At 43.9% G+C, this 26479-nt stretch carries 26 protein-coding genes and 1 pseudogene; 19 read left to right on the top strand and 8 right to left on the bottom strand.

Features of this window, described 5'->3' with window-relative positions; translation table 11 throughout:
• Nucleotides 1-206: 206 nt before the first annotated feature.
• Nucleotides 207-1109: a LysR family transcriptional regulator gene (locus tag ABEW73_RS20525; protein ID WP_430168069.1), complete on the bottom strand. Its 903-nt coding sequence runs from the start codon at nucleotides 1107-1109 to the stop codon at nucleotides 207-209.
• Nucleotides 1110-1302: 193 nt separating this feature from the next.
• Between ABEW73_RS20525 and ABEW73_RS20520 the strand changes: the two genes are divergently transcribed.
• Nucleotides 1303-1773: a DinB family protein gene (locus ABEW73_RS20520; protein WP_430168072.1), complete on the top strand. Its 471-nt coding sequence runs from the start codon at nucleotides 1303-1305 to the stop codon at nucleotides 1771-1773.
• Nucleotides 1774-1882: 109 nt separating this feature from the next.
• Complete coding sequence (locus tag ABEW73_RS20515) at nucleotides 1883-2287, top strand: nuclear transport factor 2 family protein (RefSeq protein WP_430168075.1); 405 nt, start codon at nucleotides 1883-1885, stop codon at nucleotides 2285-2287.
• Between the two features lie 75 nt (nucleotides 2288-2362).
• Here ABEW73_RS20515 and ABEW73_RS20510 read toward each other — a convergent pair whose 3' ends face one another.
• Complete coding sequence (locus ABEW73_RS20510) at nucleotides 2363-4417, bottom strand: serine hydrolase domain-containing protein (RefSeq protein ID WP_430168078.1); 2055 nt, start codon at nucleotides 4415-4417, stop codon at nucleotides 2363-2365.
• 316 nt (nucleotides 4418-4733) lie between these two features.
• On the opposite strand from ABEW73_RS20510, the gene ABEW73_RS20505 reads away from it, so the two are divergent.
• The 6 genes from ABEW73_RS20505 to ABEW73_RS20480 all read left to right on the top strand — a co-directional run bounded on the left by ABEW73_RS20505 (nucleotide 4734) and on the right by ABEW73_RS20480 (nucleotide 8985).
• Nucleotides 4734-5294, top strand: a complete 561-nt coding sequence (locus ABEW73_RS20505) for a pyridoxamine 5'-phosphate oxidase family protein (RefSeq protein ID WP_430168080.1) — start codon at nucleotides 4734-4736, stop codon at nucleotides 5292-5294.
• A gap of 68 nt (nucleotides 5295-5362) precedes the next feature.
• Nucleotides 5363-5593: a hypothetical protein gene (locus tag ABEW73_RS20500; RefSeq protein ID WP_430168083.1), complete on the top strand. Its 231-nt coding sequence runs from the start codon at nucleotides 5363-5365 to the stop codon at nucleotides 5591-5593.
• 196 nt (nucleotides 5594-5789) lie between these two features.
• A complete protein-coding gene (locus ABEW73_RS20495; protein ID WP_430168086.1) occupies nucleotides 5790-6032 on the top strand; it encodes a hypothetical protein in 243 nt (80 codons plus the stop codon).
• 363 nt (nucleotides 6033-6395) lie between these two features.
• Nucleotides 6396-7079 carry an endonuclease/exonuclease/phosphatase family protein gene (locus ABEW73_RS20490; RefSeq protein ID WP_430168088.1) on the top strand — a complete coding sequence of 228 codons (684 nt, stop codon included), beginning with the start codon at nucleotides 6396-6398 and terminating at the stop codon, nucleotides 7077-7079.
• 264 nt (nucleotides 7080-7343) lie between these two features.
• Complete coding sequence (locus ABEW73_RS20485; RefSeq protein WP_430168090.1) at nucleotides 7344-7937, top strand: YdeI/OmpD-associated family protein; 594 nt, start codon at nucleotides 7344-7346, stop codon at nucleotides 7935-7937.
• A gap of 460 nt (nucleotides 7938-8397) precedes the next feature.
• Nucleotides 8398-8985 (top strand): dihydrofolate reductase family protein, encoded by a 588-nt coding sequence (locus ABEW73_RS20480; protein WP_430168093.1) that lies wholly within the window; start codon nucleotides 8398-8400, stop codon nucleotides 8983-8985.
• 351 nt (nucleotides 8986-9336) lie between these two features.
• Here the strand turns inward: ABEW73_RS20480 and ABEW73_RS20475 are convergent, their stop codons facing one another.
• From ABEW73_RS20475 to ABEW73_RS20465, 3 genes are all read right to left on the bottom strand, one after another.
• Complete coding sequence (locus tag ABEW73_RS20475) at nucleotides 9337-10686, bottom strand: glycoside hydrolase family 64 protein (protein ID WP_430168096.1); 1350 nt, start codon at nucleotides 10684-10686, stop codon at nucleotides 9337-9339.
• 327 nt (nucleotides 10687-11013) lie between these two features.
• Entirely contained in the window at nucleotides 11014-11760 is a 747-nt protein-coding gene (locus ABEW73_RS20470) for an EcsC family protein (protein WP_430168099.1), read from the bottom strand.
• A 157-nt stretch (nucleotides 11761-11917) separates the two neighbouring features.
• A complete protein-coding gene (locus ABEW73_RS20465; RefSeq protein ID WP_430168102.1) occupies nucleotides 11918-12880 on the bottom strand; it encodes a helix-turn-helix transcriptional regulator in 963 nt (320 codons plus the stop codon).
• Nucleotides 12881-12991: 111 nt separating this feature from the next.
• Between ABEW73_RS20465 and ABEW73_RS20460 the strand changes: the two genes are divergently transcribed.
• The 7 genes and pseudogenes from ABEW73_RS20460 to ABEW73_RS20430 form a co-directional block, all read left to right on the top strand.
• On the top strand, nucleotides 12992-13471 hold the full coding sequence (locus ABEW73_RS20460; RefSeq protein WP_430168105.1) for a GyrI-like domain-containing protein: 480 nt from the start codon (nucleotides 12992-12994) through the stop codon (nucleotides 13469-13471).
• A gap of 78 nt (nucleotides 13472-13549) precedes the next feature.
• Nucleotides 13550-14014 (top strand): phage tail protein, encoded by a 465-nt coding sequence (locus ABEW73_RS20455; protein WP_430168108.1) that lies wholly within the window; start codon nucleotides 13550-13552, stop codon nucleotides 14012-14014.
• A 146-nt stretch (nucleotides 14015-14160) separates the two neighbouring features.
• Complete coding sequence (locus ABEW73_RS20450; RefSeq protein ID WP_430168110.1) at nucleotides 14161-14436, top strand: ArsR/SmtB family transcription factor; 276 nt, start codon at nucleotides 14161-14163, stop codon at nucleotides 14434-14436.
• Between the two features lie 2 nt (nucleotides 14437-14438).
• A complete protein-coding gene (locus tag ABEW73_RS20445; protein WP_430168113.1) occupies nucleotides 14439-14822 on the top strand; it encodes a VOC family protein in 384 nt (127 codons plus the stop codon).
• 348 nt (nucleotides 14823-15170) lie between these two features.
• On the top strand, nucleotides 15171-15917 hold the full coding sequence (locus ABEW73_RS20440; RefSeq protein ID WP_430168115.1) for a metal-binding protein ZinT: 747 nt from the start codon (nucleotides 15171-15173) through the stop codon (nucleotides 15915-15917).
• A gap of 312 nt (nucleotides 15918-16229) precedes the next feature.
• Nucleotides 16230-18842: a phosphoenolpyruvate synthase gene (gene ppsA, locus ABEW73_RS20435; RefSeq protein WP_430168118.1), complete on the top strand. Its 2613-nt coding sequence runs from the start codon at nucleotides 16230-16232 to the stop codon at nucleotides 18840-18842.
• A 48-nt stretch (nucleotides 18843-18890) separates the two neighbouring features.
• A pseudogene (locus tag ABEW73_RS20430) lies at nucleotides 18891-19097 on the top strand (hypothetical protein); the annotation flags it as partial.
• Between the two features lie 152 nt (nucleotides 19098-19249).
• Here ABEW73_RS20430 and ABEW73_RS20425 read toward each other — a convergent pair.
• Nucleotides 19250-19717 carry a MarR family winged helix-turn-helix transcriptional regulator gene (locus ABEW73_RS20425; RefSeq protein ID WP_430168121.1) on the bottom strand — a complete coding sequence of 156 codons (468 nt, stop codon included), beginning with the start codon at nucleotides 19715-19717 and terminating at the stop codon, nucleotides 19250-19252.
• Between the two features lie 238 nt (nucleotides 19718-19955).
• Here ABEW73_RS20425 and ABEW73_RS20420 point away from each other — a divergent pair, with 238 nt between their 5' ends.
• Both ABEW73_RS20420 and ABEW73_RS20415 read left to right on the top strand, forming a co-directional pair.
• Nucleotides 19956-21377, top strand: a complete 1422-nt coding sequence (locus ABEW73_RS20420; protein ID WP_430168124.1) for an MDR family MFS transporter — start codon at nucleotides 19956-19958, stop codon at nucleotides 21375-21377.
• A gap of 127 nt (nucleotides 21378-21504) precedes the next feature.
• A complete protein-coding gene (locus ABEW73_RS20415) occupies nucleotides 21505-22692 on the top strand; it encodes an FAD-dependent oxidoreductase (protein ID WP_430168126.1) in 1188 nt (395 codons plus the stop codon).
• Between the two features lie 130 nt (nucleotides 22693-22822).
• Here the strand turns inward: ABEW73_RS20415 and ABEW73_RS20410 are convergent, their stop codons facing one another.
• Entirely contained in the window at nucleotides 22823-23368 is a 546-nt protein-coding gene (locus tag ABEW73_RS20410) for a pyridoxamine 5'-phosphate oxidase family protein (RefSeq protein WP_430168128.1), read from the bottom strand.
• Nucleotides 23369-23647: 279 nt separating this feature from the next.
• Between ABEW73_RS20410 and ABEW73_RS20405 the strand changes: the two genes are divergently transcribed.
• Together ABEW73_RS20405 and ABEW73_RS20400 are read left to right on the top strand one after the other, a co-directional pair.
• Nucleotides 23648-24439 (top strand): squalene/phytoene synthase family protein, encoded by a 792-nt coding sequence (locus ABEW73_RS20405; protein WP_430168131.1) that lies wholly within the window; start codon nucleotides 23648-23650, stop codon nucleotides 24437-24439.
• A gap of 208 nt (nucleotides 24440-24647) precedes the next feature.
• A complete protein-coding gene (locus tag ABEW73_RS20400) occupies nucleotides 24648-25451 on the top strand; it encodes an undecaprenyl-diphosphate phosphatase (RefSeq protein WP_430168134.1) in 804 nt (267 codons plus the stop codon).
• A 171-nt stretch (nucleotides 25452-25622) separates the two neighbouring features.
• Here ABEW73_RS20400 and ABEW73_RS20395 read toward each other — a convergent pair whose 3' ends face one another.
• Nucleotides 25623-26216 (bottom strand): TetR/AcrR family transcriptional regulator, encoded by a 594-nt coding sequence (locus ABEW73_RS20395; protein WP_430168135.1) that lies wholly within the window; start codon nucleotides 26214-26216, stop codon nucleotides 25623-25625.
• Nucleotides 26217-26479 lie beyond the last annotated feature (263 nt).

Raw genomic sequence — 26479 nt, 5'->3', positions numbered from 1 at the left:
CTTCCCAGAGAATAGAAGAAGCCATCGTGATCATGTCTTTAGAATATATTGTCTAAATTCGCTATGCAGTACTAAAAAAGAATTTGAATGAACAAAAAGCGCTCTTACATAATGGTTAGAAAGCACTGTGTTCATCGCATATGCCTCCCGTCCCGAAATGTTCAATCTCGTTTAGATAACATGAGCTTTATTGGTGGTACTACCTTCTATGAAGACTTCGAATGTTGGATAGCTGTCTCAATGTAGGCTCTCAAAGTTTTGATAAACGTTCGCATGGCGTATCCGACATACCTGTCGCTGCGGTAGATCAGACAGATGTCCTGAGAAGGCGTAGGGTTTCTCAGGTGCACAACCTTGATGTCTTGATTTTGAAGATTCTCCAGCAGAAGTCGTGGCAGAACACAAGCGCCAACTCCGCTCTGTACCATCTGAAGGAGGGAGGATAACGTTGTCGTCACCATATGCGGCTGTAGAGTAAACCCTTTGTCCATGCAAAATCGGTCGATCAGCTTCCGGCATTGGTGGTCTGCTGGAAACATGACCATCTTTAAGGTTTGCAGCCTGTTCAAGGGGATGAAGTTCTCCGCGGCAAGGGGATCATTCATGCTTACCGCCAATGAGAACTCCTCATGAAACAGGGGAATTGACGTGAGACATTCATCGATAACAGGTCCAATGGTTACGCCGACATCAATGCTTCGGTCCAGAACTTGTTCTGTTACTTTCGTGGTTTCCAAAAGGGACAGCGAGATGGTGGGATAGGTCTGATGGAAGTTCAGCAGCAAGGCATTAAACATGAGATCCGCGTCACCGGGCAAGACACCGATGGAAAGAGATCCGCCTTGCATTTGCTTCAGATCAGCAATGGCGTCGCCCGCTTGCTGCAGATGCCTGAACACGGCAGCACCATGTTCACGAAGAATTGCTCCAGCGTCTGTTAGGACAATGGTTTTTCCCACACGATCGAACAACAGAACCCCTAATTCTTCTTCCAATCTCCTTATTTGCTGGCTGATGTTGGGTGCGCTGACTCCCATTTTTTCGGCTGCTCTCGTGAAATGAAGCTCTTCACAAATAGCCATGAAATATTGCAGTTGTTTTAACTCCATCGCTCACACCTGCTTTCTATTGCATCGCTGTATCATGTTCAATGATTATTGTTACTCCGACTTCTTTTTCTGTCAACGAATCATCGTTAACTTATACTTAACGTTCCGGTAACGCCCACTGTATTGATGGAAAGTTCCATGAGACCTAAACTGGGAATATCAAGCGGTTCTTATAACAAAGGAGGAAATCAATATGTCTGACATGGTTATCAACACGGCAACAACCCTACGTCAAGTGGTGCTGCAGCAGGTGCAGGCGATCCCTGAGGAACTGTTCGATATTCAAGCGGCAGGATTCAACAATACAATCCGTTGGAATGTCGGCCATATCATTTATTGGATGGATAAGTATTCTACACTAAGCTTCGATTCTCCGTCGGCCATAACGGACTCCTATGAAACGTTGTTTAATTCTGGAACAAAGCCCTTGGACTGGACGTTTGCTCCTCCATCGAAGGAGGCGTTGGTCGAGATGTTAACGAGGCAGCTTTCCCGCCTATCTGAGTTGACAGCTGAGAAGCTGGGTGAGAAGCTTTCAACACCGTATGCCTTTGGCCCGTTCCAATTTAACACCTCCGGCGAGTTGTTCAACTTCGCTCTGATTCATGAAGCCATTCACCTTGGAACGATATCGAGCCAGCTAAAGGTTCTGTCGTCGAGTTAACCCATGAAGTGCAGGCGTCTAATTTCTAGGCATCTCATTAAACAAAACGGCTTGATGAAAAAACCAAAAAGTGAGCGACTAATACACCATTTTGAGGAGGATACTTTTCATGAAGAAATCTCTAGACTCAGCCCAATCCCGCACTTATGAAGTGTTTGATGCTTTTAAGCAGGCTTTGGAAACAGGGGATACAGTCGATTTTCTTACAAAGGTTACGGAAGATTTCCATTTCTTTGTTCCGCTCCCGCTAGAAGGGTGGAATCACGAGCAGCAAGGCAAAGAGCGGTTTGAGGAATTGATCAGGTTCGAGCGCTCCGTATTTCAGATGCAGCTGACTCCGCTCATCGAGCTTGAGAGTGAGGACAACGGGGTGGTGGTATTTCGCTCGGAAGGTTTGTTGAATGGGCGGCCTTTTCGTAATGAACTTGCCATCGTCTTCGAGTTCGAGGGAGAGCGGATTCGCTCCTTCCGGGAATATGTAGGTATGCCGTTAAAAAACTACGAGACCCCCTAATCCATATAAACATTGCAGTGCAAATTGGGAAGCCGGGCTCCATTCGGATCAAGGCTTCCCAAAACAAGTTCCAGCCTACTTAGCACTCAGATTAATTTGAAATACATCTCCCGCATTACCACCAAAAACGATCATCCCGCCTTCAGGCAGTACAACCGTGTGATTGTTGCTAACCTTTGATAAGTTCACAACATTTCCCATTCCGTCATAAACGGCAAATCCTCCACTTGAAGGAACCTCCACAGTCATGGCTCGATTGGCTGATTGTTCATCAATCTTATACCAAACAGCCTGACCATTGAATGGTATGCTGCTGATCGAGGAGTTCCCTGCATAAATGGGTTGAATCGCATCTTCACTGATATAGGATTGTCCATTGACCGTTAAATACTCGGTACGGTTCAATGTATAGAAATTCAAATCAAATGCATCTCTTCCATACATAATAGGAATTTCAACTGCGTTTACGGCTTGATTCTCATCCACAATTTTAGTGCCATTTGCGTACCCATGATCCACATTAACGGAGATACTCTTATTTAAAACCTTTGGTGCTAGATAAAATCCAGAAGTTATCTTTTCATCCAATGCATAATAACTTTTTCCGTTTCTATGCTCCCATACCTTTTTAGTTGTATCATTAAGAGGATTGTGATCCAGTTTTTGATATTCATACATTACTGTAACAGTTTGACCCAAACCTGGTAGACTTGTATAAGCGTTAACCTTTAAATAGGTTATTCCATTTTTTTGTAGGTCAAAGCTGATGGCTGCATTTCCTTCCTTGTTTTTAAATTGTCCATTTCCCGTGTATACATATGTTTGTGGTGGTATCTGTCCGCCTTGTAGAGCAGGTAAATCAATCTCTCCGTTCTTGATTTCAACATTTATTGTTCTGTCCACGGAACCGTATAATCCAGAATAAGAGAGATATTCCGATGGCATATCCACTTTTATGGAAGACTCAAATGTTTTTTCGGGCAGGATATCTTGAATGATGCCTTTATCCTTTAAATATTCTAGTAAAACGTTGGATGCAAAAGCACTATTGAAAAGTGAACTCCCCCCAGATGAAAGCACAGCTATAGAAATATCATGTTCGGGTAGGGTGGTTAAAGCTGCGTGATACATAACGGTATCCCCGCCTTTGGATAATGCTGTTATTCCGTAATCACTGAAAGGTGCTAAGCGAACAGCATCCCAACCAAGACCATAGTTCACGGTGTTCGTCTCTTCAGCAACCCAGATTCCATTTCGATATTCATGATTTTGCATGGCCTTTGCTGACTTCTCAGATAAAATATCCGTTCGATTCCCGATTAATACTTCAGCGAACTTACTTACTTCCTCCGCCGTGGAGTAGATGCCTCCTGTCCCAAGGACATTGGCATTCTCAACGGGTAAAGCCTGATCGATCCCAGGATAATAAGTTTTTGCCAGCCGTTCTCTATCAAAATAGTCGAGAGGTGTTTTAGTAGAGTTTAAATTCAGCGGGGTGCTAATATGTTGTTCAATGAATTCGGTATAGCTTAAACCGCTCACTCGTTCAACTAATAATTCAAGCAGCTGAAACCCATCGTTACAATATACCGAATATTCGCCGGGGTCTGACTTCAATACTTCTGATTGTAATTTCATCAATAATTCATCATGATTTTTCGTATCGTTGTCATCAAAAAACATGCTATTTCCATAGTGACTACCATAAAGCCCTGAAGAATGATTCATTAACATCCGTGGCGTAATTTCTTTATATCGTTCATCCGCCATTTTAAATTCCTTGATGTACGTGATCAGGGGTTTATCAATATCAATTTGATTCGAATCAGCTAGCATCATCGTTGCCGCCGATACATGCATTTTACTGACCGAGCCTATTCCGAACATCGTGTCTTTGGTTACTGGTTTCTTGGTAGCTTTATCATATACACCAGCACTATCGGATAACACAATGGATCCATGATCCATGATGGCATACTGCAAGCCACTTACATCATAATTGGACAGCATCTCCGAAGCCAATGCTTGAGCCTTTTGCTTAACAGTATCATGATTCGCTTGAGCAAAAGTAGGTGTAACCGGTAATGCAAAAAGCATAGCGGTGATTAACACAGAAGTTATTTTCTTCATGATTAGTTCCTCCCAAAATAAAGTGAGTATTTTGATACCATACGTAGCTTAATAGATGGAAGTAAAAATCAAGTAAAGTCAAAGTAAAAAGGAAGCAGGACACAAGACTCGTAAGATATCTGGGTACATATCGATGTATAAATGATCGGGGGAATATATTATATTTATGTGGCGGCTTCGAATACAATGAACGTATAGCTAAGCGCGATATCACGAATGAAGCAAGCGATCCGTCATGGACGCTTTAGAACGCAACCTGGGGGCGGTGTTCACGCGTGAATCGAGCTCAAGTACAAGTTCATCGGAGGGGATTCGAATGGGAAAACAATTTCCGGCCATGCTCCCCGAGCATACGGCCTTTATCCGAAAGCAGCACTTGTTCTTTGTCGGAACGGCGCCCATGTCGCGGGATGGGCATGTCAATCTGTCGCCGAAGGGATATGACACATTCCGGATTTTGTCCGATCGTAAGGTCGCGTATTTGGATTTGACCGGGAGCGGCAATGAGACCAGCGCCCATCTCGAAGAGAACGGCAGAATCACGATGATGTTCTGCGCATTCCAGGGTCCGCCGAACATCCTGCGCCTCTACGGAACTGGAACGGTCATTCTCCCGGGGGACAGCGAGTGGGAGCCGTTATACGGAATGTTTGAACCGCTGCCTGGAGTCCGGCAGATCATTACGGTTGATATACATAAAGTCCAGACGTCCTGCGGTTATTCGGTGCCATTCATGACGTACGAGAAGGAGAGGGATACGCTCCAGCGGTGGGCGGAGCATAAAGGGGAAGAAGGATTGCACGGTTACTGGCAGGAAAAGAACTTGAGCAGCCTCGACCGATTGCCGACGTCTCTAGGGAAACGTATAAGGACATAGCGGTAGCGGTAGTATCTCGCGTTGGACGATGGATTAAGAGTGACTTTTGAGTAGGTTGAAGATGGAATATGGAACATGCCCAAATCGTACATACAATCCTTGCGAAATTAGGAAATGAACGTTTGATTTCGGAACTGACGACGAAATTGTCGCAATCGGAAATGACGACGCTTCTTCTCGCGCTTTCAAAAGAAATTACGGCTCAAAGTTCACCCGTCGATTTGCTCAACAAATATACGACGAATCGTTTTGTAAAGCCTTTGCGCGGCCAGCAGAGTCACTCGAGGGCAATGGTTTAAAAATGCCACTCTCCTTCCTCATTTTGGTTTATTTACCCTGGTTAGTTCTGGAAAAGATACCGGTTCTTATCGCTTCGAAAAAGATTCGCTGACCCGGCATATCGATTTCTATCTAAATTATTACGGCGAGAAACTAGGTAAGGAGATTAAGGTATTTCTTCATATGCGGAAGGGCTATACCGATTCAGAAGGTTTGTTGGATAGATTGGTCGATCATTTGAATGTAAAGTTTCCCTCCTGCTTATTTATTGAAGACAGGGTGGATAGCACCAACCAGTATTACAAAGGCCTGAACTTCGAAGTATATGTGGATGGAGTGAATATCGTGGATGGCGGTTTCGTGGATTGGACCCAGCAGTTACTCGGGAACAAGAAGGAGCGATTGTTAATTAGCGGAACGGGTATGGATTTACAGTTGATCACAGGACTGATCCAATGAATGGGTCAGTTACAATCAAAAGCCGTAGGACAAGAACATATTCACATACAAAGTCGCTGAAATCGCGGCTTTTTTGTTTTAACGATGTGAGCTCTAGTCGAAATGGGCAAGAACTTATATTCATAGATGATCAGATAATCGTCTAATCAGTTTAATTCAAGTGGATTAATTGCTTATCTGTAACAAGATATTTATAGCGATTTCCATTAATTGAGACTCATGAATGTTGTCCTTTTGTGAAAAAATAACAAAAGGTTCCAGGGCTATGCTTGGTATTAGATTTCATCACTTCCTCTGGAATATTAACTTTTACCTCTATTGTAAACTACACGCAAGTTACATAATACGGAAAAGGTGAATTCTATGGATGGCAAAATCAATCTGAAAGTGATGTCCTACAGTATTCGACACGGAAAAGGTTTAGATGGGAAAGCCAGTTTGAGCCGCATAGCGGAAGTGATCACAAAAGTCCAGCCGGATATTGTTGCATTGCAAGGAGTGGACCGTTTTATGCCTCGAAGCGGCTTTCGAGATCAGCTAAAAAGGCTGGCTAAACTGCTCCGGATGAACGCTTGTTTCTCGCCTAGCATTAATCTCATTTTCGTTCAATATGGAAACGCCATTTTAAGTCGCTATCCGATAATTTCAAAAGAAATTCAGTATATTGGCGGGTCTAAAGAGAGAAGGAGCATATTAATGGCAAAACTGCAAATTAATGAAGACGTGGTTACAGTCGTGAATACTCATTTGGGAGTACATATGAGGGAACGGATAAAACAGAACCCCATTCTTTGGAGTGCTCTAGAGAAACTGGAACAACCGACGGTCCTGGCTGGGGACTTTAATATGGAGATGGACGATCCTTTCATGAAACGGTTGAGTTCCCAATGGAAAAAAATCACTCTTCAGAACAACCTGCCTACCATGGAAAATGGTATGGAGATTGATCACATCTTTGTAAACATGCCGACAGAACTGGCCACAGCCAAGGTTTTTCCTTACGATGCTTCGGATCACTATCCGGTCGTTGCAGAAATTCGCTGGTAGTAAGCTAAATGAATAAATGATAAAAATATAGCCTTAAAGGGCAGGTTCGTAATGAAGTCCGCGTAAATTGTGGGCTTTTTTATTGTTCAAAATGGATTTTAAAATTCAAGATTGGCTGGCCTTCTACAGTAAGTTCTGGAGCGAGAATATGTTGCGCTTGAACAAACGATTAGAGCATAATGAGAAGATGATTCGAACCCGTCGTGGGATACCATTGTCATTTTCGCACGAAGCCCAAAATAACAAGCACAAGGGGGTACCTTAATGATAAAAGGTGAAAGGAATTCAAAGATTGATCCTTATTTTAACAAGCTTAAGAAGTGGAAGGAAGAATTCAAGCTGCTGAGAGAAATCGTTCTTGACTGCGGACTGACCGAGGATTTTAAGTGGATGCATCCTTGTTACACGCTTGACGATAAAAATATCGTTTTGATTCATGGGTTTAAGGATTACTGTGCGCTTCTATTTCACAAAGGTGCGTTGTTAAAAGATCCCCATGGGATCCTAATCCAGCAAACGGCGAATGTTCAGGCAGCGCGTCAGATTCGGTTCACCAATGTTCAAGAGATCGATGAAATGCAACTTATCTTGAGAACATATATTGTTGAAGCCATTGAAGTTGAGAAAGCCGGTTTGCAAGTGAACTTTAAAAAGAATACGGAATACATCATACCGGAAGAATTAGAAAGGAAATTCGTTGAAATTCAAGGCTTAAAAACGGCTTTTGAAGCATTAACGCCGGGACGGCAAAGAGCCTACATTTTGCATTTTTCTACACCCAAGCAATCCAAGACCCGAGAGTCAAGGGTTGAAAAATATATCCCGCATATTTTGAATGGAAAGGGATTAAATGATTAGTATATGTTAGCTGTTAAAGGCGCCGCTGGATCTATTTAAAAATGAAACGTTAGAAGCGTGGTATAACTACTTTAATACTGGCGACAGTAAATATTCTCATATCATGATGGAGACGCTCTCAGAGAGCACGGGTATCATGTACATGTGAGGGGGTTAGAGCGAGCAACAATATACTACAATTTGTAATTATGGTACTGTATAAGTCATGGAGATGTACGATATGGAGGCTTTGGTGAGTTAAACCTTTGTGGTCGCCGGATTTCAAAAAAAGCAAAGCTGTCAATATTCACACACATTAATCATGCAAGAGTCGCCAATCGGCGGCTTTTTTTGTTTTCAATGGATACGTTCATAAAAGGATTTTCGTTAGAAAGCAGTCTTCCCATTCTTACTAATATGACATAAGATGACATATTGATGGTTTACAATGAGTGGTAAATCCCGAAAGGAGTGACAAATCATGAGACGAAAAATCATTTTAGATTTAGCAGTTACATTAGATGGTTTTATTGAAGGGAAAAATGGGGAAGTAGATTGGTGCATTATGGACTCTGAGATGGGGTTCATTGATTTCTTAAATCAAATCGATACGATTTTGTACGGAAGAAAAAGTTATGATTTATGGGGGGAATTCACTCCAGAAATAGATTCTCCGGAGACTGAAAAAGAATTATGGTCAAACGTTCAGAGTAAAGAAAAATATGTGTTTTCCAGGACACAAACAGGGAGCGATCATAAAGTAACCTACATCAATGATCATATTCTTGAAGAAGTACATGCATTAAAGAATAAGCCGGGTAAAGACATCTGGTTATATGGGGGAGCAAGCCTTATTACAACCTTTATTCAGTTAGGGCTGGTTGATGAATTCAGATTATCGGTTCACCCTGTCATTTTGGGAGAAGGAAAACCGTTGTTTATGGATATCAAGCAAAGGCTGAATTTAAAGCTGGTGAATACAAAACCGTTCTCCTCTGGGGTTGTGCAGCTCATCTATCATTTAGAAGAGCGTGAAGTGAACCATGCTAACCTCGAGAAGACGCCATAGTTCAACATAGCTCTGTTTGATCCGTTCATGGATTTCTTCTGCAGACGAAAAGGAATGGATAAACCGTGGGGGACGAAATTTTGACCGCGATATGCATACAACTCCGGCACGGAAAGCTTGTAGAATGTATGCCTACCTAAACCCGGATAAGCTTGCCCGGGTTTAGGTAGGCGAGTGCATTAAAAAACAAAAACGATGACTTTGTGGCATCGTTTTTGTTTTTATACTTGCCGAATAATAAGTGTTAAATGTTGATCAACATTGGTCTGCTAGACAGGAAACTTCATATACCAAGACGGCGTTTCTTTTTGCCTATCGGCGGGTTCCATCGCTTTAGTGATCGTGGATGATTTACCAGCCTATGCGGATGATTAGTCCTTTTGGGTCGCCCACTTCAAGGTAAGCGGCTTGGCCGTTGACATCGTCATAGGGAAACCCGTAGGCCAAACGGTTAATGCTGTGGTCGTGCCAGAATTTCGCGTAATAATTAGCAGGTGCAGCCTGATAGTAACTCGACACGTTATTCCAGTCATTAGACGTATATACGTGACGATTGATGGCTGCACAAGTTGCCGCATTTGTTAATGCACCATCGCACCGGAAAATATCCTGCGTACTGTACGGAGCATACGTGCCAAAATAGTTGGCATTAGCGCCACCTTGGGCGAAAGAACCGTGAATCGGCGCGACGATGCGATAAGGCGCTTGAATCGTGGCCAGCGATTTGAAGGCGGAAGGAACTTCGGCCTGGAATTTGGCGAAGATTCCGTTTCGGGTTTCGGATTCGAACTCACCCACGGTCTGATCGAAGGAACCGGATTTGTTGATCAATCGATGCTGGATTGGAAAACCGAATCCGTCGACACGTGTCGTATTGCCGTGATAGCCAGCCGCGTCAATCGTGAATTCGACGAAATCGAAATAGATATCGCGGTTTGGATCGGTTGGGTTGTTCAGATCGGGGCCGGCGAATCCATCGTTATAGGTCTTCAGGTACAGTGGAGTGCCGACGCTAAGGAACATGCGTCCCGACGTAATCCGGGGCAAGGTGACCCAGGAAGCATCACTGACCTTATGATAAATGTTGGCATAGTTGATACCGTTCTTGGTTAGATGTCCCGGCGCATCGTTCAAGGCGCTGGAGATGGGAATCAGATTGCCACTCAGGTCCAGATAGCTCCACTGATTGTTGACGGGATTGATTCCGAGAACGCCCCAGTATATTTGCTGGTCGGTATAAGCACCATTGGTTCCATTCATGATTTTCACAGAGACGGCACCGTTTGGCGGCATGGGAATTGAGGATGGATGAATGTCATAAATGGAGCCGGAAGAAGAGGGAGGTGGGGTGGAACCGGCGGTGTAAGTAAAGACACCGGTGTCGTAGGCAGGGGTTCCGTTATTGTAAGTGAAAGAATACGTAATCACATGGCCGGCGGCCATGCCTGAGATGGCCTGTTCATATCGGGATTGGCTAGCGTTGTAAGCCATTCTGAAGTTTTGCTGTTCGCCGCCGTTCACTTTATAATGCACATCGACCCAATTCGTATTGACGGTGGATTTGAACCATACGGTAGCTGTGTTTCCGGATAAATCGACACCCTGCGTATAATCTGCAGCTTCTACTTTCGTGCCGAAGATGGCACAACAGGTCAGCAGCAATGACAGAATCACCAGGTAAGGCGTTCCCTTTCGCATCATCAGAGTTCCTCCTTTAGAATGGGGATAACATCAACTTCGCAATTGGGTTGAAACGGCATCCCTCCTTTGTTTGGCGGCAGAATATGGCTCTCTGACTTAGAATTAATGCGTTTACAAAAATGATTATAATTTGATTTTCCAGAATATAGTAGTGTTGGAATTTCGGGATAGGGTTCGTAATTTCGGGTTTACTAGGCAGGGAGTAGTTAATGCGATGCAATGACACTTGAGGGCAAACTTAAAGACAGCTAATCGTACGGATTAGCTGCCTTTGTTGTTTTCCAAGTCACCATGTTTCTGGGGTGTATATGACAACAGAGGAGAGGATCAATCGATAACCACGAAATCATCGTGCAATCTGCGGAGGCGGTAAGCGTTCATGGCGAATTCGTGCAGCTCATCAAGAATCGTATAATTGGCCCATGCGCCTGCGATAGCGCCGATCCCAGGCACCATCTGCAGCATTTTTCGGAAATCCATGGCGTCGCGATACTCGATCTGAAATGTCTCCCAGTCCATATTCTGGGCGTAATCGGCGTCAGAGAGCCATTGTTCCTTTTCCATATGCCAATGCTTGATGGAATGGAGTAACTTCGCACGGTTTTCCGGCCCGGAAAACGTCATTTGAAATACCTTTAGAATGAATACCCGCTCGGAGAAGTGTTTAGTATCATAACCGTAAACATGCGCCAGCTCGAACAAAAATTTCATTTTGATCGCAATTAAAGCCGGGAAGTCCACCATGCTAAGCATAATGCCGCCAGCTCCTGTTCCAGCACCTTCGGCAACCGCGATTTTTTGGTACAGGGCAAACAACTCTTTCGCTTCTTGATCGGCAGCCTCCAGTTCCAGTGTATGCTCCACCGTGCGGCTAGGCGTATATTCCGCACCGAACAATGCGGTGCGCACAATCGATCTTATTGTAGTGGTAATGATACTGTGCACCTTCGGGGGAATCAAATGATTTATTCGACTGCCAATGGTTTTCGATGTTTTTTCCAGCCATCCCGGCGGTTTGAACATTTTATGTTCCCAGTCGGCAATTTCTCTCTGTAATTTATATTTGTAATCCATGATCAATCGCTCCTCCAAAAGTCTTGGCTATATTGTAACGAATATCTCCATGATTCGGAACAGGCTGCGGAAGGTAGTGTACCTCGACTAAAGTCCAGTTTCGCAAGACTTCGGAAATGCCGCTAGATTATTCACTGGCGTGTTGAACAGCTGCTGCTTATGGGCAGTATAAGCTTAAACGCTCTTGTAAACCTTTTGCGACTTCTTCTGGTATCTCCCTGACCTTGATATCTCCACCTAGGAAAAGCAGCCAATTGGTTATTTCGGTTAATTCTTCTGAATGATGAACATTGATAAAAGTCTTTAAGGTGGCTGTGGTTTGGTAAGGATTCGTATATGAAACTGAAAACTTTAAAGGATGGTATTTTTTGAACTGGGCAATCGCTTTTGGACCGAGATCTAGGACAAGGTTGATTTCCTCTTCCTGCTTACTTAGTTGTTCTAAAATCTTTTTCTTACTTACTCTTTTTTTCGTAGGGTATGGTTCTACATGGGTGAGATTGTCGACAGGTACAATCCGCCTCTTTTCTTCCTCCAAGTCAAAACCTTCAATTAGCCATAAGCTTTTTTCACGATAAAGATGCAAGAGATACATGGGATAAGACTTTATTACCTGCCCTTCTTTGATGGAAAGCCATAAACATCTGTCCAGAAGCAGGACCTGAATGAGTTTATCTAGCATCGGATGGGGCAAGTCTGACAGATCGAGCAAGTCGGGATTATAGGGGTTGGTCCCTTCAAACAGCAGGATTTGATTTAAAAGAACAAGGTCATCTTGCTGGTTTTCGGAGATGAGTCCAAGTAATTTTTCAGCTAAAGACTGACGACTCTTTAGATAAGGGAGTTGTTGATTTCTTGTCGCCATAAAGGCAATAAACAGAGCTTTAATTTCATTATCGGTAAAGCGGACTGTGGGCAGGACCGAGTTGTTCATGACAAAATAACCCCCATCCCTCCCAACTTCAGCAACAAGTGGCATCCCCATCGCCTCAATTTCTCTGATATCTCGAATCGCTGTCGAGCGAGAGATGTTAAATTCCTGCATGATTTCAGATATAGTAAAGTGGGCACGATTATTGATATAGCGCATAATGATATTAATCCGTTCAACTTTTTTCATAGGGCCTCCCCTAAACAGTATCATTTTTTGACATGATTTAAGGTTATTATAAACCCATCAAGTGAAAAGACAAATCATTTGATAAATTTAAAAAAGAGGAAGGTTTTGAATATGACAAATTATACGCTTGAGGAAAAAGACAGCTTTATCGTTTTAGGAATTGGAACTGAGCTGCAGAGCGACTACACAGACTATGCTGGCATAAACCAAGAGAAAGCAGACTTTTGGGAGGCTGTGAAACAAGATGGTACGCTTGACACGCTCAAGAACATCGCCGCAAATGACTACATTTTTGCCGTGAACGAAGCGGTGAATAACAAGATGATGTATTATGCTGGCGTTATGACAGAGACAACTTTACCCGAAGCAACCAGGGTTATTCAGTTTCCTAAGGGGGAATACCTTGTTGTGAAAGGGGAAGGGAAGACGGCTGAAGAGTTGAGTAATACACTTACTGGCATTGCCTTTGGACAAGTCTTGCCGGAAGCACAGAATTTTGCCTATGTTGGTGGGCCGAATGCAACGGTTGAGATGGGGCAGCGAAACGGGTTAGTATTTGGTGAAGTATGGATTCCCGTTGTTAGGAAATAAGTGAACACTTCCGATGCAAGCTTTGCTCGAAGTAGGTTCTAAGAAGAAACACTCACAAAACTTTTAGGAGGGATAAAAATGTCCTATATCGTTGATTTTAAAAATGTGTCTACGGTTGGGTTAGAATCCTCCCCCGTAGCAGACGCGCTTGCTGGTTTGCGAGCGAATGAAGCCCGTTACTTTATGAACAAATATAAGCATGAATTTACGGTTGTACCGGCAAGTGAAAGCCAGGAGACCCTCGATTATGTGAACCGTATTTTGAAAGAAGAACGTGATATTGAGTTTGCGGCCAAACCTTTAGAGACCTCACGTTTTCAAGTTGAGAATATCCAATTCTCCTACGTCTTTTATGAGGATGGTCTTGGGCTCAATGTTATGTATACGGTGGATGACCCGAAGAAGCGGGCCGTTGGCTTTAAGCTTTCTGAGGGGATGGAGGTACCAAAGGAGTTAGAAGAAAAGTTTAAGTTTGCCAGGCAGAAGTCTAAGTTAGCTGGAACAATTCGAGGTTCGTTCTTTGTAATTAAAGGAGAATATTAAAGTCTTTACCAGTAGTAGCTCGAAAAGTAAACACGCCTTGCGGCGTGTTTTTTGCTTTTTGCAGCATTTCATCCAATCGCTCATGACGTGCATAGTCCGACCGCATTGGCTGATTAAGCAATCCTACAGTTGCATATAATGGATTTATGAATTGGGACAAAGACGCTATATTCAAAGCACTAGGAGACTCGACTCGGCGGCTTATTTTAGACGAACTGTCCGAACGCAACGAGCTTACGTTGTATGAACTAACGGTACGTCTCATTATGAAGCACGACCTGTCCATTTCGCGACAAGCGATAGCCAAACATCTTTCTACATTAAAAGATGCAGGACTCGTAAAATCAAAACGAAAGGGAAAATATCGAGTAGTTATATTCAACAACGAACCACTTAAAAATTTGCTGAAAGGATGGATATAATAATGAAAATCATTGTTACCAGTATATTCGTAAAAGATCAAGACAAGGCACTGGACTTTTATACAGAAAAGCTGGGGTTTCTAAAAAAGGAGGACGTTCCTGTCGGAGAATTTAGGTGGATAACGCTTGTTTCTACCGATGAGCAAGACGGTACCGAGCTTTTACTCGAACCGAATGACCATCCTGCAGCCAAGGAATATCAAAAGAAAATATTTGCCGATGGCATCCCAGCAACAATGTTTGGTGTTGCAGATATTCATCAAGAGTATGCACGCTTATTGGAAAAAGGCGTGAAGTTTACGATGGAGCCGACAAAAATGGGCGAACTCACCATAGCTGTCTTCGACGATACATGTGGCAACCTTATTCAGATTGTGCAAAAGTAACAGGCATAAGAAGTCGCGGAATCCGCGGCTTTTTTTTGTTTTTTATAACCCAAAAGTTCTTATCTTACATCAACGAGTATTTAACAATCCGCAGAGCATTCCACCGGCATAAAGAAACAGAGCAGCAAAGCAGCTATTGTACGGATTCAGATCGTGTAACAATCGTAGGGGAGGTAAATAAGCAACAAGACCCTGATCATTGTTTATGACCAGAAGGACCATCCTGTGTGGGATGGTCCTTTTTGTGGATGTGTTTATTTCGTAATTATTACGATTTACTTGACAAAGGTAAATACCCACCGTATAATCCTTAATCGTAATGATTACTATTAAATGGAGGGATTATGTATGAAAGTCAAACTTGGGATCGGAGTCATTTTAGTAGCATTGGGGTTATTGCTTGCAGGGTGTCAGAGCGCTGAGCCTAATGAGAATCGTCCTAGTCATGAGACTAAGGCAGACAGCGGTACTCATGAGAGCAGCAACAATCATACTCATGATAATGAGGACGGCCACGACCACAACCATGACCACAATCATGATCATGATGAGGAAGCAGAAGCAATCTACAAGGGGGTCTTTGATGACAGCCAAATCCAGCATCGGACACTGTCAGATTGGGAAGGAGACTGGCAATCGGTTTATCCGTACTTGCTGGATGGAACACTGGATGAGGTGTTTGCGCACAAAGCGGAGGATACCGGAAAAATGACAGCGGCAGCGTACAAGGAATATTATGAAGTCGGCTACAAGACCGATACGGAACGTATTGTCATCGAAGGTGACACCGTCACGTTTATCATGAACGGTCAGGAGCAGTCGGTCGAATATCAAGCCGATGGATACGAAATACTGACTTACGAAGCAGGTAACCGCGGGGTCCGTTACATATTTAAGTCGGTTGAAGATATCGAGGAACTACCACGATACATTCAATTTAGCGACCATCGCATCACGCCAAGCAAGTCTGATCATTTCCATTTATATTGGGGAGATGACCGTGAGGCTTTACTTCAAGAGGTTACGAATTGGCCTACCTATTACCCGTCCGCAATGGATGGCCATAGCATTGCCCATGAAATGATGGCACATTAACGGCTTCGATGCTCGATATCGGCATTCTGGAGCACATCAATTTTACCCTTGATCACAAAAAGACCGCCATCCCGGCGGTCTTTTAGCTGTTCATGAAGTTTATGCTTGGAAGTTGCGCGTAAATAAAAAAACCAAAGGCGTAATTACCCAGGTTCTTTGATATTGCATATAAACAGACACGATGCTATAATCAGATCACGTCTGACAAGTGAGATTTAAACCTAAATATCTTATCTTACAATTTAATTGTACCATGTCGAAAAAACCTTGTCAAATTTTTTTTCTCAAATTAATGGTTAGGAGAGATGTTGAATGACTCCGTTGGTTCTCGGTTTTCAGGAAATGGAAAAAACGCAGCTTTGGCTCGTTGGCGGAAAAGGGTTACATTTAGGGGGATTATCAAAAATCGAAGGGATACAGGTTCCCGAAGGATTTTGTGTTACAACCGTAGGATATCAAAGAGCCATCGAACAAAATGAAACGTATCATGATTTGCTGGGTCAACTAACCATGCTAAAAACAGAAGATCGAGATCAAATTGGTGAAATCAGCAGGAAGATTCGTCAAACCATTATGGAAGCAGAAATTCCATCCGATGTTGTGACCGCAGTTACTCACTATCTCTCCCAGTTTGGTGAGGAACATGCTTATGCCGTGCGTTCTAGTGCGACTGCTGAAGATTTGCCACACGCCTCTTTTGCCGGTCAACAAGACACCTATTTGAACATCGTTGGCGTCGATGCCATCTTGCAGCATATCAGCAAATGCTGGGCTTCCCTATTCACGGATCGCGCGGTGATCTACCGGATGCAAAATGGATTTGATCACCGTCAAGTTTATTTATCCGTTGTCGTTCAAAGGATGGTTTTCCCACAGGCTTCAGGGATTTTATTTACCGCTGATCCGATGACCTCGAGCCGAAAGCTGCTATCCATCGATGCCAGTTTTGGACTTGGAGAAGCACTGGTCTCTGGTTTGGTATCTGCTTATTGTTATCAAGTACAGGAAGGAGAGATCGTCGATAAGAGGATAGCAACCAAAACATTGGCGATCTATGGACGGAAAGAAGGCGGAACAGAGACACGGCAGATCGATCCCGATCAGCAAAAGACTCAGACACTTACAGATGAACAAATTTTACAACTGGCACGCATTGGAAGACAAATCGAAGCTTATTTCGGCCAGCCCCAAGATATCGAATGGTGTTTGGCCCATGATACCTTTTATATTGTTCAGAGTCGGCCCATCACGACTTTATATCCGATCCCTGAAGCGAATGATCAAGAAAATCACGTCTATATCTCTGTTGGTCATCAACAAATGATGACGGATCCCATAAAACCATTGGGATTGTCTTTTTTTCTGATGACAACTTCTGCGCCCATGCGCAAAGCTGGCGGAAGATTGTTTGTTGATGTCACACATCATCTGGCATCACCTGAGAGCAGAGGGGCTTTTATACATGGCATGGGACAACACGATCCGCTCTTAAAAGACGCGATTATGACCATAATAGATCGAGATTTCATAAAACCATTACCAAACGATAAAAAAGAATCGAGTCCCAGTAAGAGTAATAAAGCTATACCGCCTGCTGGTGCTCAACCACAATTCGAAAACGACCCGACAATCGTTTCTGATTTGATTAGGCGTAGTCAAACATCGATCGAAGAGTTAAAACAAAACATCCGAACGAAGTCTGGATCGGATTTGTTTGATTTTATCCTGGAAGATATTCAGCAATTAAAGAAGATCTTATTTGACCCACAAAGTACGGCTGTGTTTATGGCTGCCATGAATGCTTCATCATGGATCAATGAAAAAATGAACGAGTGGCTAGGTGAAAAAAACGCAGCAGACACGCTTTCTCAATCTGTACCCAATAATATTACTTCGGAAATGGGTTTGGCGCTACTCGATGTCGCAGATGCAATCCGTCCTTACCCGGAAGTCATTGATTATTTACAACATGTCAAAGACGACAACTTTTTGGATCAACTGGTTAAGTTGGAAGGCGGGAAGGAAGCCCAAGACGCGATCTATACTTATCTCAGCAAATACGGCATGCGCTGTGCCGGAGAAATCGATATCACCAGAACTCGTTGGAGCGAAAAACCCATTACGCTTGTCCCGTTGATCCTGGGTAACATCAAAAACTTTGAACCTAATGAAAGCGGTCGGAAATTTGAGCAGGGGCAACAGGAGGCTTTAAAAAAAGAAAAAGAGCTATTAGAGCGATTGAAGCAATTGCCAGATGGTGAACAAAAAGCCACAGAAACCAAACGAATGATCGACCTTATCCGGAATTTCATAGGCTATCGGGAATATCCAAAATACGGCATGGTAAATCGCTACTTCGTTTATAAGCAGGCTTTATTGAAAGAAGCCGAGCAACTCGTACAAGTGGGCGTTATTCATGAAAGAGAAGATATATATTATCTCACGTTTGAAAAACTTCACGAAGTCGTACGCACCAATAAACTGGATTACCGGATTATCAGCAAACGAAAAGACGAGTATAAATTGTATGAAAAACTAACTGCTCCACGTGTTATCACGTCGGATGGTGAAATCATTACAGGTAAGTACAAACGAGAAAATCTTCCAGCCGAAGCGATTGTAGGTCTAGCTGTTTCTTCCGGAGTTATAGAGGGGCGAGCACGTGTCATCTTAAACATGGAAGATGCGGATCTGGATGATGGAGATATATTAGTCACCTCCTTTACGGACCCCAGTTGGACGCCTTTGTTTGTATCCATAAAAGGCCTGGTCACCGAAGTGGGTGGTCTGATGACCCATGGAGCCGTTATCGCGCGTGAATATGGCTTACCCGCCGTCGTCGGCGTGGAAAATGCCACTAAGCTGATAAAAGATGGGCAACGAATTCGCGTGCATGGAACAGAAGGTTATATCGAAATATTGTAATGGCTGAATACGTCAAGTAAGAGCCTCAGTCATAATGGACGGCATTAAATGCAACTTGTCATGGAGTTGATTATCGCTCTGCAGAGGATCGGCCGTATCGTCGCAATGGCCCGTGAAGAGATGCTGTCCTCTGTCCGTGCGGGAGTAACAACGGCAGAGCTCGGCCGTATCGGCAAAAGGGTGCTGGATGAGCATGGAGCTATCTCCGCGCCTATTATCACCTACGGTTTTCCGGGAACTACCTGTATCTCCGTGATGGGGGGAGGTAGTTCCTTTAAGCTTATTTTTGAGATTTCGGGGGAAACCTCGGGCAAGTAGCGGCGTTTTTCGATATGAAAAAGAAGGAATCATCGATTGTATATCCGATCGCTGGTTCCTTCTTTTGTTATGATGGTCTCTATCTTCGGTTAATAGACAACATCAAATTCTATTCCTTCAAAAAACTTGCTTAATAATGCATGTAATTCGGTGCGCTGTTCCGTGGAAAAATTACGCAGAATTTCATCCGAAATTTGCATTTGCACCGCCCGAACGCGAGTGATCTGATTCAGCGCGTCCTCGGTTAAATGCAGCAGTGTTGCCCGGCGATCATTGGGGTCAGGGATTCGATGGAGTACACCCTCCCGTTCCAATGCATCAACCAATTCAGTCACGGTTCTAGGCTTCACGCCCAATTTGCTCGCCAATTCATTCATCCTAATTTGTTCTGCACGCCAAACCATAAGCAATAGGCGTAATCTAGGACCGGAAAGCTGGAACGGTAATGAAAGCGACTCTAGTTTCATTTCATATTCATGTTGGATATGGCGCGTAGCACGAAACATCAGATCCAGCACTTCAACCGCTAAAGCACCGTTTTCTTTTGAAAGATCCATAATGATTCTCCCTTGACAAAAAATAAATTCAGCAGTAGGCTTACTCTATATTAGTGAGGCACCTCACTATTACACGACTCACTATCGTTAATTTTAATCCAAATTTCGATGAGAGTCAAACCATATCGATATGAGTATAAGCCAAGGAGGAACGAGAAAACATGGTTTTCGGCGATTTTCTTCCATCCTGAATTGGTGACAGCAATGAGCAGGAATGAACTTAAAGGAGAAGTGGGTTATGAGTGTGAAAGGCAGACTTACCTATAATAGAACTTTAATTGCGGTTATTTTTTTGATCGGGACGTTTGTAACCATCTTGAATCAAACAGTCCTATTTACAGCCTTACCCGAGATCATGGTCGATTTAGGAATTAGCGCAGGTACGGGACAATGGCTAACCACGGCATACTTGATGGCTAATGGGATTCTTCTCCCGGTGACGGCATTCTTCATAAGCAAATATACGACTCGTCAATTGATGATCGTGGCCATGTCTTTGTTTATTATTGGAACAGCACTTGCGGCCGTGTCGCCTAACTTCACTTTGCTTTTGATTGCACGTATCATCCAAGCCTGCGGAGCAAGCATAACCATGCTGCTGATGCAAACGGTATTTTTTATCATCTTCCCGAGAGAGAAGCGGGGGGCTGCGATGGGGTTGGTTGGATTAGTTGTGGCTTTTGCTCCGGCGATCGGTCCAACGCTTTCCGGCTTGATTATGAACCAATTCTCGTGGAGATATATCTTTTTCATGGTGCTTCCTGTCGCCATTATGGTGTTGATTCTTACCATTATCTACATGAAGAATGTCACCGAGGTGAACAAGCAGCAGAAAATGGATATTCCTTCCGTACTTTTATCCACGGTTGGTTTCGGCGCTTTATTGTATGGTATTAGCATTGCTGGCTCCGCTAGTGCTCTAAGCGCAACGCTGTGGTGCATTGTTGGAGCGGTAGGGTTAACTTTGCTCATCTTGAAGGGATTAAGGTCGGAAAAACCCATGCTTGAGTTTAGGGTGTTCAAGTCTTATGCCTTTGTTTTATCAACCATTGCTGTGGTAATCTCATTTATTTGCTTAATGGGTCCACAAACGATGCTGCCCATTTATATTCAAAACATTCGGGGGATGACGGCACTTGAATCTGGACTCATGCTTTTGCCCGGTGCGATTGTAAACGGCATTGTTTCTATGGTTGCCGGTAAAATCTACGATCGGATCGGCGGTAAATACTTGGGTGTAATCGGTTATATTCTGATTGCCGTCTCCGTCATTCCCTTTATTTTCATGAATGCACAAACAGCGCTTTGGATGATCGTATTGTTCTATGCGCTCATGATTGTCGGTATTTCTATGATCATGATGCCAATGACTACGGAAGGGTTAAATGCATTGCCGGATCATTTAATCAATCATGGAACGGCAATGATTAATACGTTCCGTCAAATTGGGGGTTCGATCGGAACTGCGTTATTGATTACCATCTATACGGAAGTATCAAGTCATGCTGTCGAATCTGGACGATTTAACGAAGTTGCCCAATCCCAGGTTTATGGAATTAATTATGCTTTCATTGGAGTGATTATATTTGCGATTGTCGGCTTAGTAGGTTCTTCTTTATTAAAAAGCCGAAAGGGGAAGGTCGCCTTAAGCAGCAATTAAATTGCGACAGGCAGTGTATTAACTAACGGCAAAAGATAGCACTTATATAAGATGACATGATCACTTTTTTCAAAATTTTCAATTAAAACATAAACCTTCGAAGGGAATTAGAAAGAGGAGGGGAAGTATGACTAATAAAATGATATCAGGAAAAATGACGACACCCGTTACGATCGTCGGTGCGGGCCTCGGCGGCCTTACCCTTGCGCGCGTCCTCCACGTCCACGGCATCCCCGCAACGATCTACGAGGCGGAGTCCTCAGTGGAAGCCCGTGCGCAGGGAGGGCAGCTCGATATCCACGAATACAACGGACAACTCGCACTCAAGGCAGCAGGGTTGTTCGACGAGTTCCTCGGCCTGATCCACCAAGGCGGCCAAGCGACGCGGGTACTTGACACGCACGGGAAGGTGCTCCTTGACAAGTCCGACGACGGTAACGGCGGACGCCCCGAGGTGCTTCGCGGCGACTTGCGACGCCTTCTCCTCGACTCGTTACCGCCCGAAACGATCCAGTGGGGGAAAAAACTCGTCGCCGTCGCCGCCCTCGGCGACGGCCGGCATAAACTGACTTTCTCGGACGGCTCCACCGTGTGCACGGAACTCCTCGTGGGTGCGGACGGCGCTTGGTCGAAGATCCGCCCATTGGTTTCCGGCGCGAAGCCTGAATATGTCGGCACGACGTACATTGAGACCTACCTGTACGACACCGAAGAGCGTCATCCCACGGCGGCCAAAACGGTCGGCGGCGGCTCGTGTTATGCGTTCGTCCAGGGGAAGGGGATCCTCGCGCACCGCGAGGCGGGGGATATCATTCACACGTATATCGCGCTGAACCGCACTGCCGAGTGGATCGCCAGTATCGACTCCACCGACGCCACTGCCACGACGGCTCGAATCGCGGCCGAGTTCGACGGGTGGGCACCGGAGCTTACGGCGCTGATCACAGACTGCGATACCGCACCGGTCTTGCGTCCGATCTACGCACTCCCGATCGGACACCTATGGGACCGCGTGCCCGGGGTGACGCTCCTTGGTGATGCCGCGCACCTGATGTCGCCATTCGCTGGCGAGGGCGCGAACCTTGCAATGTTTGACGGGGCCGAGCTCGGAAAGGCGATCGCTGCGCGTCCCGACAACATCGAAGCGGCGCTCAGCGCCTACGAAATGGCGTTGTTCCCTCGCAGCGAGGCAGCCGCCGCAGAGGCGCACCAAAACCACGAACTCTTCTGCTTCGACGACCGTGCACCATTAGGGCTCATCGACATCCTCAACGGCTCCCTCGAGGAGAAGAATGACAGACCCGTGCAATTCTGATCCATACCGCCGACGCTCACTTTGCGATTCCGTAGGGGGACGCGACGTCACGCAGCTTATTTACTTTTTTAGGACTTAAGACGACAAGAACATATACGCTTAAAAGCCGCATCACTGCGGCTTTTTGTTTCTAACGATATATATTCCGGTGGACTTGTGCAAGCGGTGAAATAATAGGGATAGAATCGAGAAACAAGATTCCTGTATTGGGATTGATCTGAATATTGCCAAGCGTATTGAACAACATGTTCCCTCTGTAGTCGGGAAAAACCAACGTGTCATCACCCAACATTTGTATAAAGCCGGGATTACCCCCGCGATACGAAGCATCCGTTTTCCCTTCGGGACCGCTGCTTGCAATAAAAAACGTATCCGCATCTCTAATCCATCGGATTTGTTCCGAGGTCAGTTTGCATAGTTTTCCGGATGTTTGTATTGGTCCGCGTCCACGATCAATCGGTGTCAGGCTTCTCATTTGAATATGCTTCGGACAGTTCCCATAGACTTGTTCGACAACTACTCTTAGAACATTTCCATCTGCAAACTTGGCATTCCCGTTAACTCGAATCCGAATTTGGTGTTCAAAGTCAATTATGATGAGACCTACATCCCCATTGTGTTTAATATTTGAGATAAACGGATCTTGAGGAATAACAGATTGAATCATTCTTCCCATCGAATCGGCGATTGCCTGCACGCCAATTTTACAGAACATGCATTTAAATGTATTGGAGATGAGTTAGAAAAAAGAGGAGTTAAAGTAGAGTATGTAGATTTTAAATAGACTTTGAAAGTCACATAAAATGCGGCTTTTTTCTTATATTTGAAGTTATTACTTTTTGTATTTGGATTGACTATATCAACGTATGTTATCATAGTAAAGCAATGAGTAATTTTAAAACTGAACAAATACTTGGAGGTAGTACTCATTAATAACGTCGACCTGAATGAAGCAATGTCCATGTTAAAGAAGACGAGCCGTACATTTTATATACCCATAAGTTATTTGGAATTAGGAATAAGGGAAGCTGTTGCATCTGCCTATCTATGTATGCGAGCAATAGATGAAATCGAAGATCATCATGAGCTCACTGACGAATTGAAAGTTGAATTACTTTTTGGGATTTCTGAAATATTTAAGTCCCAGGATGTTAAGGAAGTTATGGAAGCAACACGAAGATTACTATCACCTTATCGGGCGGTATTACCGGAAGTTACGATGCAGCTAGATAAATGGGTGCTTCTTTGTCCGTCTTCCGGAGTCGCCATTGTAAATCATTACATCGCAAAGATGTCGTTACATATGTCTGAATGGGTTCAGAACGGGTGGAACATTCATACAGAAGAGGATCTGGACAGATATACCTATAGCGTGGCTGGTATGGTTGGAGAAATGTTATCAGAACTTTGGTTATGGCATGATGGGACGCAATCTGATCTAACGAAGGCGATTGCCTTCGGAAGAGGACTACAAGCAGTAAATATACTCCGAAATAGAGATGAGGATCTTAAACGTGGTGTTGACTTCTTTCCTGATGGTTGGGGATTTAATGAGATGCACCAGTACACATGCCGTAATTTACAAATCGCCGATTCTTATGTCGCAGACCTGAAGGATGGTCCAGCGTTAAAATTTTGCAAAATTCCATTAGCGTTAGCTCATGCTACCGTCAAACTCATTTCTGCGGGCGGAAGCAAATTAACGCGGGATACGGTTCTAAAAATTGTGAATCGTGTGACTGGATAATGTAATTGTTCATAGTTAGACTTGGACAAGGAGCCGTAAGCAGTGGTATATCGGCTTCTTTCTGTTCGTTCTTCTGTCCTTTTGAGCAATGTGACAAGAATGTCATACGGAATGGAATATTGTTAGGTTAATCGATGGGAATATATAGACGTCTACCTTATACTGGAAAAGGCTTGAACGAGTTTTTTCCGAAGGAGGACATCCATTGATGACAGATGTAATTAAAGCAATAATACTTGGGATAATAGAGGGCTTAACTGAATTTTTACCGGTATCGTCTACTGGACATCTGATTTTAGCAGGCCATCTACTTAGCTTTGAGGGAGACGCTGCAATAACTTTTAAAATTGTGATCCAGTTGGGTGCAGTCATAGCCGTTCTAATTCTTTATTGGAAAAGGTATTTGCAGATTGGGGCTAATCTGATTAGAATGGATTTTTCCCAAAGTAAAGGATTAAATGTTATTCATATGATTTTGGCTATGTTACCAGCATTAATCCTGTATCTTCTCTTCAAAGATACAATAAAAAGTCAATTATTCGGACCAACCCCTGTCTTGATCGGTTTAGTTGCCGGTGGTTTATTGATGATCGTCGCAGCAAGGAGCAGGAGAACTGAAACCGCTGATACGATGGATGGGATTAATTACAAACAAGCTTTCGGGATTGGCCTGTTTCAATGTTTGGCTTTGTGGCCGGGATTTTCAAGATCGGGGTCCACGATTTCCGGTGGCCTTTTGCTTGGTACAAGTCAAAAAGCCGCCGCAGATTTCACATTCCTTATTTCCGTGCCTGTCATGTTTGGCGCAAGCTTGTTAGATTTATACGATAGTCGCGATTTGCTGAATGCTGACGATCTCTTTCTAATGTTAATTGGCTTTACGACATCCTTTATTGTGGCCATGATTGCAGTAGTGACATTCATCAAACTGATTAAGCGACTTCGATTGGAATGGTTTGCTCTGTATCGTTTTGTCTTAGCCGCGCTCTTCTATTTAATCGTCATACTGTAAGGCCCTAGCATAATAAAGATGAAACGCAGCCGGAAAGTTGCGTTTTTTCGTACCGTCAATAAGGACGAGCTTATCTAAGGTTACGGTTTTAAGGTCAGGATAGACCGCTCCGGAGATATGGTAATGATGCCGCGTAAATCGCGGCCTTTTTTATTGAACGATAGCGTGTCTTTAGCTGGTTGTTTGCTCCCAAAAAGGGGCTAAATTGACCGATATAACCTCAATGACTTCTTCAAACATCGTTTCCACTGAGCGATCTTGAGGGTTCCGGCTCCACTGCAAAGCCGATCCGAATATGCCCCAACTGATAACGAGTGCCGCAGCTTCCAATTTTTCTTGCGAAAAGCCCTGTATGTCCACTTCATTTACCCGTTTAAGCAGAAGTCGATGAAGATCCTGACGCATGGCATTTTCAAACATCGCTTCAAACTGCTTGTCTCCCGGCGTAATACATTGTTGAAACCGTAAAAGAAAATCGAATATGGTTTGAATTAGGATGCGCAAATTGTCCGCATTGCATCTTGTTTGTTCCGGCAGTCTATTTCTTATAGTGCTTTGGAACTTTTCCGTCATCCAATATTCAAGAAAGTCATATTTATCCTGAAAATGCGCATAAAATGTTGTTCGATTTACGGTTGCTTGATTCGTGATATCGTGCACCGAAATGGAATAGAGGTTTCTCTTTTTCCCAACCAAATCGTTAAAAGCCTGCACGAACAATTGACGGGTTCTTTTAACACGCGGATCCTCGGGATTTACCGACATTTCCCCACCCTCTTTCTCTTGAACTCAAATAACAGACAAAAGGGCAAGAATGTTGGGAACACAACAAAAACAGCCTTTTGCAGGTTGTTCGCATAACTCAATCCTTTTATCGTTTACTTAAGAGGTTGTTCAAAAAGTCACTGAAAATCCATTGATCTGTTTGTGTCTGATTCAGTGACTTTGGTAACACGTACTTATACGATTATGATTGCACAAACAAAATCGTATGGCAAACTCTTTATCTGATTTGCAAACGAAAGGAT

Source organism: Paenibacillus lautus (assembly GCF_050482385.1).
Lineage (GTDB): Bacteria > Bacillota > Bacilli > Paenibacillales > Paenibacillaceae > Paenibacillus_AQ > Paenibacillus_AQ lautus_B.
Note: the sequence above shows the minus strand (reverse complement) of the source record. Positions and strands in the feature narration are given on the sequence as shown.